10 protein-coding genes are annotated in these 14,480 nt (G+C 60.9%); 6 read left to right on the plus strand and 4 right to left on the minus strand.

Annotated elements, in window-relative coordinates; genetic code table 11:
* Window position 1: 1 nt before the first annotated feature.
* Window positions 2–1,195, minus strand: coding sequence for an acetyl-CoA C-acyltransferase (locus tag ACBG85_RS26910; RefSeq protein WP_372025487.1), 1,194 nt, complete (start codon window positions 1,193–1,195; stop codon window positions 2–4).
* Between the two features lie 368 nt (window positions 1,196–1,563).
* Here ACBG85_RS26910 and lanKC point away from each other — a divergent pair, with 368 nt between their 5' ends.
* Window positions 1,564–4,146 carry a class III lanthionine synthetase LanKC gene (gene lanKC, locus ACBG85_RS26915; RefSeq protein ID WP_372025488.1) on the plus strand — a complete coding sequence of 861 codons (2,583 nt, stop codon included), beginning with the start codon at window positions 1,564–1,566 and terminating at the stop codon, window positions 4,144–4,146.
* A 670-nt stretch (window positions 4,147–4,816) separates the two neighbouring features.
* Here the strand turns inward: lanKC and ACBG85_RS26920 are convergent.
* Entirely contained in the window at window positions 4,817–5,440 is a 624-nt protein-coding gene (locus ACBG85_RS26920; protein ID WP_064443584.1) for a hypothetical protein, read from the minus strand.
* 1,103 nt (window positions 5,441–6,543) lie between these two features.
* On the opposite strand from ACBG85_RS26920, the gene ACBG85_RS26925 reads away from it, so the two are divergent.
* Window positions 6,544–7,782 (plus strand): DUF222 domain-containing protein, encoded by a 1,239-nt coding sequence (locus ACBG85_RS26925; RefSeq protein WP_372025490.1) that lies wholly within the window; start codon window positions 6,544–6,546, stop codon window positions 7,780–7,782.
* Window positions 7,783–7,878: 96 nt separating this feature from the next.
* On the opposite strand, the gene ACBG85_RS26930 is transcribed toward ACBG85_RS26925, so the two are convergent.
* The gene (locus ACBG85_RS26930; RefSeq protein WP_073512519.1) at window positions 7,879–8,721 is read right to left on the minus strand and encodes an SDR family oxidoreductase; all 843 of its coding nucleotides are present in this window, start codon (window positions 8,719–8,721) and stop codon (window positions 7,879–7,881) included.
* Between the two features lie 277 nt (window positions 8,722–8,998).
* On the opposite strand from ACBG85_RS26930, the gene ACBG85_RS26935 reads away from it, so the two are divergent.
* The 4 genes from ACBG85_RS26935 to ACBG85_RS26950 all read left to right on the plus strand — a co-directional run bounded on the left by ACBG85_RS26935 (window position 8,999) and on the right by ACBG85_RS26950 (window position 13,641).
* Window positions 8,999–10,006 (plus strand): diiron oxygenase, encoded by a 1,008-nt coding sequence (locus ACBG85_RS26935; RefSeq protein WP_003943163.1) that lies wholly within the window; start codon window positions 8,999–9,001, stop codon window positions 10,004–10,006.
* A gap of 33 nt (window positions 10,007–10,039) precedes the next feature.
* Complete coding sequence (locus ACBG85_RS26940; RefSeq protein ID WP_372025492.1) at window positions 10,040–11,767, plus strand: FAD-dependent oxidoreductase; 1,728 nt, start codon at window positions 10,040–10,042, stop codon at window positions 11,765–11,767.
* A 213-nt stretch (window positions 11,768–11,980) separates the two neighbouring features.
* Entirely contained in the window at window positions 11,981–12,454 is a 474-nt protein-coding gene (locus ACBG85_RS26945; RefSeq protein WP_007730419.1) for a Zn-ribbon domain-containing OB-fold protein, read from the plus strand.
* Window positions 12,451–13,641, plus strand: coding sequence for a lipid-transfer protein (locus ACBG85_RS26950; RefSeq protein ID WP_020909545.1), 1,191 nt, complete (start codon window positions 12,451–12,453; stop codon window positions 13,639–13,641). Before ACBG85_RS26945 ends, ACBG85_RS26950 begins: the two co-directional genes overlap by 4 nt.
* A gap of 30 nt (window positions 13,642–13,671) precedes the next feature.
* Here the strand turns inward: ACBG85_RS26950 and ACBG85_RS26955 are convergent, their stop codons facing one another.
* On the minus strand, window positions 13,672–14,478 hold the full coding sequence (locus ACBG85_RS26955) for an alpha/beta fold hydrolase (RefSeq protein ID WP_064075045.1): 807 nt from the start codon (window positions 14,476–14,478) through the stop codon (window positions 13,672–13,674).
* Window positions 14,479–14,480: the final 2 nt, after the last annotated feature.

Raw genomic sequence — 14,480 nt, forward strand, 5'->3', positions numbered from 1 at the left:
TTCAGATGCGTTCGATGATGGTGGCGTTGGCCATGCCGGCGCCCTCGCACATGGTCTGCAATCCGTAGCGTCCGCCGGTGGCCTCGAGGTGGTTGACCATCGTGGTCAGCAGACGAGTACCCGAGGACCCCAGGGCATGGCCGAGTGCAATCGCGCCGCCCCACGGGTTGAGCTTTGCCGGGTCGGCGCCGAACTCGTGAGCCCAGGCGAGTGGAACGGGAGCGAAGGCTTCGTTGACCTCGTAGGTGTCGATGTCGTCGATGCTCAGACCCGCGCGAGCGAGCACCTTGTGGGTGGCTGGGATGGGTGCGGTGAGCATGAAGATCGGGTCATCGCCCGCAACGGAGAAGGAATGGAAACGAGCTCGCGGCGTCAGCCCCAGCTTCGACGCCATTTCTTCGCTCATGATCAGTGCTGCGGACGCGCCGTCGGTGAGCGGCGACGAGTTACCGGGAGTGATCGACCACTGCGCCTCGCGGAAGCGCTGCGCGTACTTCTCCGAGTAGAACGACGGCTTCAAACCGGCGAGTCCCTCGGCGGTAGTAGACGCGCGAACCGTCTCGTCGACGATATGCGAGACGGTCTCACCGGCGGCGTTGGTCACCGAGATCGGCAGAATCTCCTTGTCGAAGAGCCCCTTCGCCGCTGCCTCTGCTGCCCGCTGGTGGGACTGCGCGGAGAATGCGTCGAGAGCGTCGCGGTCAAGCTTCCACTTGGCGGCGATCAATTCTGCAGAGATTCCCTGGTTGACCAGGCCTTCGGGGTAGCGAGTCGCGACGCCCGGACCGGAAGCGTCCTTCCCCATCGTCGTGGTACCCATCGGGACACGACTCATGGATTCGACGCCTGCCGCGATCACGATGTCGTAGGCCCCGGCGATCACGCCCTGCGCCGCAAAGTGCGCAGCTTGCTGACTTGATCCGCACTGGCGATCAATCGTGGTGGCGGGTACCGACTCGGGGAACCCTGCCGACAGGACCGCGCTGCGGGTGATGTTGAGCGCCTGCTCACCGGCCTGGCCGACGCAACCGCCGATCACGTCGTCCACCAGGGCGGGGTCGAGGCCGTTTCGCGAGGTGATGGAACGCAGAACGTGGGCCATCAGTTCGACAGGGTGCGTCCCGGACAGTGCTCCGCCCGGCTTTCCCTTGCCGGACGCGATCCGGACTACATCGACGATCACTGCCTTGGTCATCTTCGTTCCCTTCGAGGACGTGCATTGCTGGGGCGGTCCGGCACCCGAGTTTCGTGGCGCCGGGTACCGGACCGAGATCGAGGGAGCACCCTGACTTAGCGCTCGCTAAAGGAGTACCACCGACTTGATCCTCTCGTCAAGAGGGGGCCTCCGAACTCGAAACAAATGCGGCCGACTAAAAGCTGGGCGATCAGTGACCTCGCCTGGCCCACGCCATTCATTAGTACTTTCGAATGATAGGTTTTCAATCTTCGCCCGAAATGTCCGGAATCGGATAACCTTCCGCCACAAGCAATCCAAGCCACAGGGGATTCGGGGCGTGGCACCAATCGATGACAACCGCAGGGGGACTGACTGGGAGGTTTGGCGTGGACCTGCGATACGTTGCCTTCACGCGTGCCGACCCGCATTTCTACGACCGAATCAGAACGGTCACCCGACCAGATACATCAACTGACCAGCACTTTATCCCCGCGAAGTCGGTGGATTGGTCGCTCTGGCGGCGCGGTCCCCAAAGTGGACCGTGGAACTACTTCCAACCGCCCGACGGTCTGCTGCCAGAACAAGGATGGAAGATTCACTGCTCCGCTACCCAAGCCAACGCGCGGGAGCTGCTCGATACCGTTTCCGTGTATTGCGGTCACAATCATGTGCCGTTCAAATTTCTTCGGACGGCAGCAGACCTCATGTTGTCCAACAGCAAGCAGGCCAATCGAACTTCCAGCGGAAAATTCATCACGATCTATCCGGCGGATGGTGTTGCCACACAACGTGTCATCACCGAACTGGACAAGCTTGTCACCGGTGCCGACGGGCCGTACATCCTCAGCGATGTGCGATGGAACCGGGGACCGCTCTACTTACGGTACGGCGCGTATCTGCCCATGCAGACCTACGATTCATTCGGCGATCGCGTCCCCGCAATTCGGCGTCCTGACGGATCGCTCGAACCCGATGTGCGCGGCACTTCCTTCAGAACTCCGGACTGGGTACAAATCCCGGACTTCGTTCGCGCGCAGCAAGACAAGCTGAAATCACATGACGAATTCCCCTATTCGATCAATGAAGCCCTGCACTTCAGCAACAGCGGGGGGATCTACTCCGCATTCGACGACGCCGGCATCGATCTGGTCATCAAAGAAGGCCGTCCCTTTACCGCCCCGGACGCAAACGGCCGGTACGCAATCGACCGCATCCGTAACGAGTACGACAAGTTGACTCACCTTGCCGACAACCCGTACACACCTTCTGCCATCAGCTTGTTCGAGCGCGAGGGACACCACTTCCTTGTCACCGAGCGCGCTGCCGGCACTCCACTGAATCAGGAAGTTGCGCTCCGCCACCCACTGATACGCGCCGACCAGACACTCAGTTCCCGAACGGAATACAGAACCTGGGCACTCGACATTGCACAACAGTTGACTACCGCAGTCGAGAGCTTCCACAACGCCGGAATCGTTCATGCCGATCTTCACCCTGGCAACGTCATGTGCTCACCGTCCGGTATTCGGATCATCGACTTCGAGATGGCCCACAACATCGACGAGCATCCGCCCCGGTCCACCGGAGCCCCCGGATACACAGCACCTCGACAGTTGACAGGAATCGCGGCGGATCGATACTCGTTGGGATGCATCGAGCTGGGACTCTTTGTCCCACTTACTACATTGTTCCCTCTCGATTGCAACAAGATTCCCGAACTCATCGACTATGCGGTGTCTCGCTTCGATCTTCCTCGTGCCTTCGGTGCTTCGCTCTATTCGATGCTCGACGTACTCCCGCCGGAACCGGAGAATCGCCCGCATCGTTGGGACACGTCGTCGAACGAAACCTTGCAACGCACGGCCGCTCTATTGCGCTGCGGCATCCTCGCCTCGCTTGATCTCGCCCGCCCTGATCGACTCTTTCCCGGTGACATCGCCCAGTTCGAGGTGAACGGCTACGGCATTGCTCACGGCTCGTGCGGAAACCTGCTCGCCGATGATCTTCCCGCAGACACCTTGGAGTCAGTTCTGGAATGGACTGAACATCAGGTTGATTCGGATACTCAACCAAAGTTCGGCTTCTTCGACGGGCTCGCGGGTGCGGTGTATACCTTTCGGCAACTAGGGCGACATTCGACTGCCGACAGGTCGGTAGAGACTTTGTGCAAAGCTCCACTCGACGAGCACGACTCCAGCCTTTTCAGCGGCCTTTCCGGAATCGGGTGCCTTCTACTCGAGGAATCGGAGTCATGTCCGGCGGCATCGTCAACTCTCGCTGTCGTGACCGAGACTCTGCGCGAACGAATTTCAGCTGCTCGCTTGCATGTCCGCGACGCCGGCGGAACACCTTGGGCAGTGGCCGGCCGAGGTGGGCTGATGCGGGGACCGAGCGGACAAGCACTGTTCTGGACTCGCCACTACGAACTGAGTGGTGATCCTCGATCGCTGGAACACGCACGCCAGCTCGTCGACATCGATCTGTCTGTGATGTCGATGTGCCCTGACGGGTCGATGCAGCTGAGAGAGGAGCGCCGGACGATGCCGTATCTCGGATCCGGGTCTGCCGGTGTGGGCCTGGTACTTCTACAACTTCTGCGCCATGTCGACGAACCGCGTTACGCAGCTGCGGTGCGTGCGATATCCCGCGCCGCCACAGTCGAATTCACTGCCCAAGCCGGACTACTCAACGGGCGAGCCGGGCTGATTCTGTTTCTCAGCGAACTCTCCAAGACTCCATACGCCGGCGCCGATTGTGAACAGACGCTTGCACAGCAGTTTCAGCTTCTGGGCTTGCACAGCCTCAATCACGCAGGAGGCCTGCACTTTCCAGGTGAACAGAACCTGAGACTCTCGACAGACTGGGCAACCGGATCTGCAGGAATACTGGCGTTGCTCCGATATACCCGATCGGCAACTGCCCGACAGTCGTTTCCACTGATGTGCGCGTCGAACTGCCACATCGCCTAATTGTTCGGAAGTTATCACCCACGGCAGATTGGAGCACAGAAGTACCAGGCGAAAAACCTGGAATTAAATCAACACCGCAAGCAAACTCGATCGATCAAATCCATCGGCAAGAACGCCGATCAACAAAGGAAATGACAATGGACGCTATTCTCTCCCTTCAAGATCTGTCAGTCGCCGCCGGCAACGTCGGAGATGCCGGCCAACTCGAGCAGAACGCGGCAATCAGTTCGCTCAGTTTCTTCTGCCTCTGACCTCAGGCCGATACCTCGGAGCAAGTCCGGGGTATCGGCTTTCGGAATCCGTGCGGATCATCAGACGAACAATATTGTTTCATCATGAGACGCATCCGCACTTCACCGAGCTGTATTCGCCGATGATGTGTGCGACCTGGCGGCAATGCCGAGGGTAGATCGCATGGTCACTGGCGACGATATTCCTACTGATCCTGACAGCCGCACTTTCGGGCTGGTTCGTTCAGCGTTGGGGCGAGAGTTGGGACTTCGGGGACATCTGCTCGCGCTGGTACGACGGGGGGTGGCGGTTGCCGCGCCGCCACCGCCTTGACCTTCACGACGCTTTTCGTACTCCTACTTCCCTTCGCCTCAGGAATGCTGGTCGGCGTCACCACATTCGCCCGAGACTTCGAGCGGAGGGTCTGGTGGTTTGAGTTTCAATAGCTGTCAACGACAAGATGAGGGAATCGGTACCATCCGCCCCCGATGTCTTCCAGCCGGAGCTGATTGAAGGTCTTGTCGGACACACCATCGGGTGCGTACACCCAGCCGGGATTGTCCAAGATGTCCAATCCATCTCGTGCGTCATAGAAATAGACGTGACCTTCACTGCTGACGTTGGCATAGGAGATATCGAATCTGCCGATTCGTAGATCACGATGATACCCATCGGAATAGGGATCGTCAGGTTCTTGAAGTAGTTGCTGTGCAACGGTTTCGAAGTCTGCCCGATACTGATCGAAATGTGGCTGCCCCGCGGCCGCGATCCCGAGTGCGATCACCACGAGAACCGGAACAGCGACATCGGACCACAACCATCGGCGTCGCTGCCACCAGCACACTCCGAGCAGCACGATTGCAACACTCGCCGTGAGGACCCAGAGAACGACCGCACCGGCGATCGAGAGTGCACTATCCGCAGGTTCGGGCCAGGCGAGATGGCATTTCGCTGCGACATACATCGCCGACGCCGACGCTGCGATAAGTGCGTTTACCAAAACAACCCAACGAAGAGCACCGGACCTTCTCGTTGCCTGCGAGTTCGACACTGCCTGATCCATTCGATGAGAATAGCGAGCTGTTTGTCGCGGACTAGCAGTAACCACTTCCCCGATCTCACGATCGATTGTTTCTCGGCACGGAGAAAGTGTCCACGGTGCCATCTTTGCTGACTATGGGAGGCAGGGCTGCGAGGATGGTCGATTTGAACTACCGATGTCAGGAGAGCTCGGCGACTCCCAAAGTCGACAGGTCAATTTTGAGCACGGCTGGATTCGGTGGATCGCAGCAACCAATACCATCGTCACCCCATGATGACGTGACTGTTGCGGGCGAGTCGTGAAGATTCGATTATTACGAGCAAGCCAAGCGTCTTTAGCAATATCGCTGATCGCACTAACCTTGGTCTATTTGTTGGACGCATTTTCTTTGCGCCTCCAACATCAGCCCAGCTGGTGCATTGATCACTATGGAATCCCATCACGATTCAATTATCTCCTTCCCGACCGGGCGGAGAGGGTAGCGGCAGGAATTACAGACTTCTGGGGATGGTTCCCTCCAGGCATAAGCTGTACATTCACTGATGCAGTGACCAAAGAAAGCGAAACGGTGGCACCGGCCGCGGACAGGTCGTACATCGTCGTCGTTCTTGTGGCGCTGATCATGATCTCGGCTGTCGGCGTATTGTTCGGCCGCCGGAAGCGCTGAAGATTGGTTTTGGCTCGGGACTGCAGATGCGCACTCGACACCAGACCGATGAGTAATAAATCGGTGTCCGTCGTGTCCGGCGCTTCCACTACTCGTCGATCTTCGCGAATCCACCAGCCTTGTTCGAGGGCATTTCTTGCGGGTCCTGGTGGTCTTCGTTCCCATCACGCTGGCGATGACACTCCTGGGCCTGGTGCTCGGCTGGACCCATGCGCTTGCCGGGGACAGGCGGCAACATGATCGACGCCGATTACACAATGTGCTGGGGCTCAGACAATTCCGACGTGATGCTGTTGCGCTCCGGGTTGATGGTGGCGCTCGCACTCGTCGGCGCACGTGGACTACGTCGGCGACCCGCCTATAGCCGACTGTCCGAAATGTCGAAATCGATTTGATAGCAGCAATTTTCGATCCACATTCTCTTGTGTTCGAAACTTTGTTCGATTATGCTTTCGGCATGGACAGTCGGGATGCGTGGCAACTGGATGGTGAGGGCCTCAAGAGCGAGGTTCTCGATCTGGTGCGCGCCCGGCACGAGTTGCAGTCGCGGATGGTGTTGTTGATCGTGGAGATGTTTTCCCGGGAAGTTCTCGGCGGGAAGGGTTTTCGGGCGATCGCGCAGTGGTTGCATGGTTCGACGAATCTGGAGATCGGTGAGTGCAGTCTGCTGGTCGGGTTGGCGCGGTTGTTGATGCTCGAACCTGTTGTCGCGGATGCGTTTCATCGCGGTGACGTGGATGCGTTGAAGGCGCGGCAGGTGGCGTCGTTTTGTCAGCATCCGCCGAAGAACATGACCCTGGCGGATGTGGACAAGGCTCGCGGGATTTTGTTGTCGTTGGCGTCGAAGAACATTGCGGATTGCGATGCAGTGCGGGCAGCGATCCGCCGAATCGAGAAGCAGTACGGCAAGCGCGAGGACGGCATCCCGGTCGGCGAGGATTCCGAACGTAACGAGTTCTACGCCTCGAAAGGCTTGTACGGGCGGGTCACTGTGAAGGGGGATCTGGATGCGATCAACGGGGCCCGGTTGATCACGTTGTTGTCGAGCCTGTCTGCGCCGACGCCGGAGAAGGACGGCGTGAAGGACACCCGTACGCCGGCATTACGACGGGCGGACGGGTTCTGCGAATTGTTGCGGCGGTACGAGCGGGCGGGGTTGGGTCCGATCGAGGGCGGGGTGAAACCGCACATCACGGTGACTGCGTCGGCGAAAGACATGACGGACCTGCAAGCGTTGAAAGACCTCTTGCCGTCGACTCAGGAACTGGGTTTCGCGTGGACGGATTGGGTGGGCCCCATCAGTATCGATACCGCGCGGATGTTGGCGTGCGACTGCACCGTGACGCGAATTTTGTTGGATGAGAACGGGGTTCCGCTCGACTGCGGCAAGGAAGCGAGAACAGCGACGGTTCCGCAAAGGCGAGCACTGGCCGTCCGGGATGGCGGGTGCGCGTTTCCGGGGTGCGGGACTCCGTCGGGGTGGTGCGATGCCCATCATATTGTTCACTGGAACGATGGTGGCCCAACAGATCTCGACAACCTGGTTCTGTTGTGCGGTCATCACCACCGGACGATGCACCACACCGAGTGGCGTGTCGAGATCGGCCCGGATCGGAAGACGGTGTTCTATCCACCCATGTCGATCGATCCGTATCAACAGCCGATCGGCGGGAACAGCCCACCCACAGCAGCCTGAACCGCGACAATCGAATACATCAGCACCGGGGACGAACCATGCCCCGGTGCTGGTGCACGTTTCTGGTCAGATCCCAACCCCTCAAATCCCAGCCCCTCAGATCCCGGCCCTTCGCACGAGAGCGTCAGTGGCAGAAGGGGATACAACGTCAATCGCTCGTAACAGCCCCGCGTACCGCGGATACAGCTCGACGGGACGCGTATTGATCGCCCTCAAGATCCACGATGCAGCTTGATCGGCCGTCAGCGCCGGCTGGCTCACGTAATCCGCCGTCGGCGCGATCATCGGTGTTCGTATGAGTGGGAATTGCACTGTGGTGACATCGACACCGGTGCCGTGACATTCCGCGCCGAGGCTTCGGCCGAATGCACTGAGAGCAGACTTCGACGCGTGATAGGCGCTGAACCTGGGCATCACGCCCGCAGTGACTCCCCAGGTTCCGACGTTGATGATGTGTCCGGACTTCGCCTCGAGCATCGCGGGCAGTAGCCGCAACGTCAGTCTTGTCGGCCCGAAGTAGTTCAGCGCCATGGTGCGCTCGTAGTCATGGAATCGGTCGACCGAATCCAACGCGGTACGCCGGATCGAGCGACCCGCATTGTTGACGAGGATATCGACCGACCCGAATCGATCCGCGATCGTCTCCGCGAGTTCGTCGACGGCTTCACCGCGGGAGAGGTCCGCAGGCACGATGTGTGCCCATCCTCCCCTGCGGTGAATCTCGTCCCGTACGTGTTCGAGGTTTTCCTCACCGCGCGCGACCAGGATCATCTCGGCTCCCCGACGAGCCAAGAGATGAGCTGTCGCCTCACCTATCCCCGAGGAAGCTCCTGTCAGAACGATCGTCTTGTCGGAGAGCGTGACGCCGCGTGACGGAACAAGGGAGCGCAGACGCGTCGGCGGACTCAATGCAAGATTGCTGAGAATCGATCTGATCACGTCGGCCTCGGTTCGATCTTCGCGTGCGATTCGGTGCGAACCCGTCCCTGAACAGCCCACTTCGGACGCACCGCGGAAATTACTCAAAAGTAAGTTATGGCGCCGTTTCGGCCGTGTCAAGAATTCGTCGGGATTCAGGAGTATCTGCCACTAGCTTTTCCTGATACCTCGGGTTACATTAAATCCAGACCGAGTGCCAGCGATCACACAACCGGCCCTCGATTCCACCGAACACCGCGAGAAATACCAGCGGTGACCGAAACGAAGAGGAGACGCCATGACGCTCACATCGCCGCTCGACAAGCGCGGAGAAGCATCCGACGACTCGTACAACGAGACGCTTCGACTCCTGTCCGAGGGCTCGGTGCACAAGCACTTCGACCCGTACCTCGACATCGACTGGGACTCCCCCGAGTTTGCCGTCGTCCCGAACGATCGCCGCTGGATCCTCCCGGCCGAGACTGACCCGCTGGGCGCACACCCGTGGTACCAGTCGCAGTCCGAGGCCAGGCAGATCGAAATCGGCATGTGGCGCCAGGCCAATGTCGCGAAGGTCGGTCTCCAGTTCGAGAACATTCTGATCCGCGGCATGATGCAGTACGTCTTCTCACTGCCCAACGATTCGGCCGAGGCGCGCTACTGCACGCACGAGTCGGTCGAAGAGTGCAACCACACGATGATGTTCCAGGAGATGGTCAACCGCATCGGTGCCGACGCTCCCGGCATGAGCCGTCCGATGAAGATGCTTGCACCCTTCATCCCCCTCGCTGCGGGTCCGTTCCCCGAACTGTTCTTCGTCGGTGTCCTCGCCGGTGAAGAGCCGATCGACCACATTCAGAAGAGCATCCTGCGCGCCGGCGGCCAGATCCACCCGATCATGCAGTCGGTCATGGCCATCCACGTAGCCGAGGAAGCGCGTCATATCTCGTTCGCGCACAAGCTTCTGAGCCGTCGCATCCCGCTGATGTCACGCCCGAACCGGTTTGTCCTCTCGCTGCTGTTCCCGATCGTCATGCGCATTCTCTGTGACGCCATCGTCATCCCGCCGAAGTCCTTCTGGAAGCAGTTCGACATCCCGAAGTCCGTGAAGAAGGACCTGTTCTGGGATCTGCCCGAGTCGCGCCAGACCCTGCGCAACTACTTCGGTGACGTCCGCATGCTGGCCACCGACACCGGCCTGATGAACCGTGCCTCGCGCCTGGTGTGGAAGGCCTGCAAGATGGACGGCCGCGCATCACGCTTCCGTAGCGAACCTCACCGCAGCTCGCACAACGCCGCCGCGTAGCTCCCGGACAGTCGAGATCGGACTCATAGCGCCATGCCACACGTAGTCACGCAGTCCTGTTGCAGCGACGCCTCGTGCGTCTACGCCTGCCCGGTCAACTGCATCCATCCGACGCCGGACGAGCCGGACTTCCTCACCGCCGAGATGCTGCACATCGATCCGCAGGCCTGCGTCGACTGTGGCGCATGCGTCTCGGCCTGCCCGGTCGACGCCATCGTCCCCGAGTCGAAGCTGACCGACCCGCAGCGAGTCTTCCTGTCCATCAATGCGGACTTCTACAAGGAAGAGCGACCCAGGCCGCTTCTCGCCAAGGTCATCCCGGCAGCCCACGTCGACAAGGGCCGACCGCCGTTGCGCGTTGCGATCGTCGGTTCCGGACCGTCGGCGATGTACGCCGCGGACGAGTTGCTGACTCAGCCTGACGTGCAGGTCAACGTCTTCGATCGCCTTCCTGTGCCTTACGGCTTGGTTCGCGCCGGCGTTGCTCCGGACCATCAGAAGACCAAGCAGGTCACTCGCTTGTTCGACAAGATCGCCGCACAAAAGGGTTTCGAGTTCTACCTCAACGTCGAGATCGGCATGCACATCTCGCACAGCGAACTGCTCGAAAATCACCATGCGGTGCTCTACGCAGTCGGCGCTTCGTCCGACCGTGGTCTCGGCATTCCGGGCGCTGATCTGCCTGGCACGGCCTCGGCCACCGACTTCGTAGCCTGGTACAACGGCCACCCCGATCACGCCGACGACGTCTTCGACCTCTCACATCGCCGCGCGGTCATCATCGGAAACGGAAATGTCGCGCTCGACGTCGCTCGCATTCTGACGGCCGATCCCGAGAAGTTGGCCGGTACCGACATCTCCGCTCACGCACTCGCCGCTCTACGGAAGAGTCGCGTCGAAGAAGTTGTCATCGTGGGTCGACGCGGAATCGCGCAGTCCGCGTTCACGGTCCCCGAGTTCACCGGCCTGATGGCACTGCCGGACATCGAACTCTCTGTCGGACCCGACGACATGGTTCTCGACTCGGCCACCGAAGAACTGGCAAAACGCGGCGAACTCCCGCATGCCGTCGAGCAGAAGTTGCGTCTCCTCGAAGCCCTGAAGAACCGCGATCACGTCGACGTCGGCAACAAGCGCATCACGTTGCGCTACCTGCTCACGCCGACCTCGATCACCGGCGACGATCAGGTCAGCGGAATCGAGTTCGCTCGCAACGCTCTTGTCGACGCAAACGGAACCGTGCAGATCGAAGCAACCGGCGATACTGAGACCATCGATACCGGCTTGGTCCTCACCTCGATCGGCTACCGCGGAGTGCCCATCCCCGGCGTCCCGTTCGACGAGCGTGCGTCGGTCATTCCGAACGAGAACGGCCGAGTCCTCGAAGCTCCGAACGGTGATCCCGCCACCGGGGTCTACGCGACCGGTTGGATCAAGCGCGGACCGAGTGGGTTCATCGGCACCAACAAGTCCTGCGCGCAGGAAACGATCAGGATGCTCGTCGACGACTTCAACGACGGACGCCTGACCAACCCGGTCGCCGACGACTCCGCAGTCGATCGTCTGGTCCGGGCGCGACAGTCCGACGTCGTCGACCGCGAGGGCTGGCATGCCATCGACAAGGCGGAACTGGAACGCGGCGCTGCGCACGACCGTGTCCGCGAAAAGGTTCTGGATCAGGTCGAGATCACCTCCATCCTCGACGCTGCGGCCCGGGTGAAACCGACGCGTCGATTCGGTCGACCCGTTCGCGCTCGCTGATCCGCTACAGGTAAACAGCTACTTTCACGCACACGGCCCCGCCTGCAGACTCGTCTGCCCGGCGGGGCCGTCTGCGTTCCGGCAGCGTCCCACTCAGCGAAAATTTTTGCCCGTCAGCGGCCGAAATCGTGTAATACTGCAACCTGTTCCAGTAAGCGGCACAGCGGGCCCACGATCCCCCCGGATCAGGCTCGCCAACCAGATGAGGATTGCATGAGCGAGACTGCAACGCCGGCGCCGAACGGGAGTGTGACGCCTGCAGTAGAGGGTTGGTTCACCACCGGCGACGAACCTGCTCTGATCGGCACGAAGTGCCAATCCTGCGGCACCATTTCCTTCCCTCGTGAGGCGACGTTCTGCAAGAACCCGAGCTGCTTCAGCGAGGAGTTCGACGACGTGGAACTCTCCCGCCGCGGCACTGTCTGGTCGTACACCGACGCGCAGTACCAGCCCCCGCCGCCGTACATCCCGCGCTCGGATCCGTACGAGCCTTTTGCTCTCGCAGCAGTCGAACTGCCCGAGGGCATCGTCATCCTCGGCCAGGTGGCCGACGGATTCGGCGTCGACGATCTCAAGGTCGGCAATACCGTCGAATTGGTTGTCGAGCCGCTGTACACGGACGAAACCGGAGTACGTACGACGTGGCGCTGGAAGCCTGTCGCCGCCGATCAGGAGTTGCAGTCATGAGCAAGGACGTCGCAGTACTCGGTGTCGGTATGCACCCCTGGGGCAAGTGGGGGCAGTCGTTCGTGAAATACGGCGTTGCGGCCGCTCGCGCCGCGCTCGCCGATTCGGGTGTGAATTGGCAGGATGTCGACTTCATCGTCGGCGGCGAGACCGTCCGCAACGGGTACGGCGGATACGTCGCCGGAGCCACCTTCGCCCAGGCACTCGGCTGGAACGGCGCTCGCGTCGCCACGTCGTACGCCGCGTGTGCGACGGGAGCCCAGGCACTCGACACCGCTCGCGCACGAATCCTGGCCGGCCTCAGCGAAGTTGCCCTGGTCGTCGGCGCCGACACCACGCCGAAGGGCTTCCTCGCTCCCGTCGCCGGTGAGCGTTGGGACGACCCGGACTGGCTGCGCTTCCGCCTCATGGGTATGACCAACCCGGCGTACTTCGCGCTCAACGCGCGTCGTCGCATCGACCTCTACGGCGCCACCGCGGAGGACTTCGCCAACGTGAAGGTCAAGAACGCCAAGCACGGACTCAATAATCCGAATGCGCGCTACCGCAAGGAAGTCACCGTCGAGAACGTGTTGGCCTCCCCCGTGGTGTCCAATCCCCTTCACCTGCTCGACATCTGCGCGACGTCCGACGGCGGCGCCGCAATCTTGCTGACGTCGATGGAATACGCCCGCAAGATGGGCATCGCGGAACCTGTTCGCATCAAGGCTATTTCGACGGTCACGCCGACGTTCCCCCAGACGATCATGGACATGCCGAACTTCTCCACCGATTCCAGCTCCGCCGTTCCCGCTCCGGAGCGCACGTTCAAGGAATCCATCGGCTACGCCGCATACGAAGAGGCCGGGATCTCTCCCGAGGACGTCGACGTCGCCGAAGTCTACGACCTCGCTACCTCCGTGGAACTGGACTGGATCGAAGACCTTGCCCTCTGCAAGCGGGGCGAGGCCGAGCACCTCCTGCGTGCGGGTGACACCAGTATTGGAGGCCGCATCCCGGTCAATCCGTCCGGCGGTCTCGCGTGCTTCGGCGAAGCCGTTCCCGCACAGGCACTTGCGCAGGTGTGCGAGCTCACTTGGCAGCTTCGTGGACAGGCCGAAGGCCGTCAGGTCGAAGGCGCCCGCATCGGTATCACCGCCAACCAAGGTCTGTTCGGACACGGCTCCTCGGTAATCGTTTCCGCCTGACCCTGTTCTACTTTCGTGGCGGTCGCACACTCACCCGTGAGCGGCCGCCACGATCACGTCTGCCACTGCCCCTGGCCGGGAAACCAGCGATGCGTGCGAGGTCGGGAGTTCGCTGGTGTTCGCGCCCATCCGGTTTGCCATGAACCGCTGCGCCGATGCTGGGATCACGCGATCCTCACCGGCAACCAGATACCAGCTCGGTGTGTTCGCCCACGACGGTGGCCCGCCGAGCTCGAGGTTCGCCCACAAAGCCGCAGACTTCTGATGCGCCAACATCGTTGCCGCTGTCTCGTCGGAAACATCCTGAGCGAAGACGGAATGGAAATACTCGTCCGTGACGTAGCCGTCGACGTTCTTCCCGCCGATCGCGTGAGGATCGTCGACGATCTTCAATCCAAGAGCCGGAGGAAGCAATTGGCTGCCAGGAAACCTGATGGGATCGATCGTGATCTGCACCGGCTCACCCTGAACCGGAGCAAACGCCGCGATGTACACCAACGACTGCACCTTCGGGTCGTGAACATTGGTGATCACCGCGCCGCCGTACGAGTGTCCGACGAGCACGACAGGTCCGTCGATGTCCGCAACCGTCTTCTCGATCACGGACGCGTCGTAAGCGGGCCCGCGTAGAGGATTGTCCGGCGCCACGACGCGATAGCCACGCGAACGTAGGTCGGCGGCAACGCCGTCCCAACTGGTCGCGTCGGCAAAAGCGCCGTGGACGAGAACGACGGTTGGCTTGGGGCTCGCCACCGCAGCGCCGGAGCCGAAGATCACTCCAGCCGCGACTGTCATGAGTAACGCCAGAACTGCGGTGAATACACGTGAGATCTTCATGC

The organism is Rhodococcus sp. NyZ502 (genome assembly GCF_041464245.1).
GTDB lineage: Bacteria > Actinomycetota > Actinomycetes > Mycobacteriales > Mycobacteriaceae > Rhodococcus_F > Rhodococcus_F qingshengii.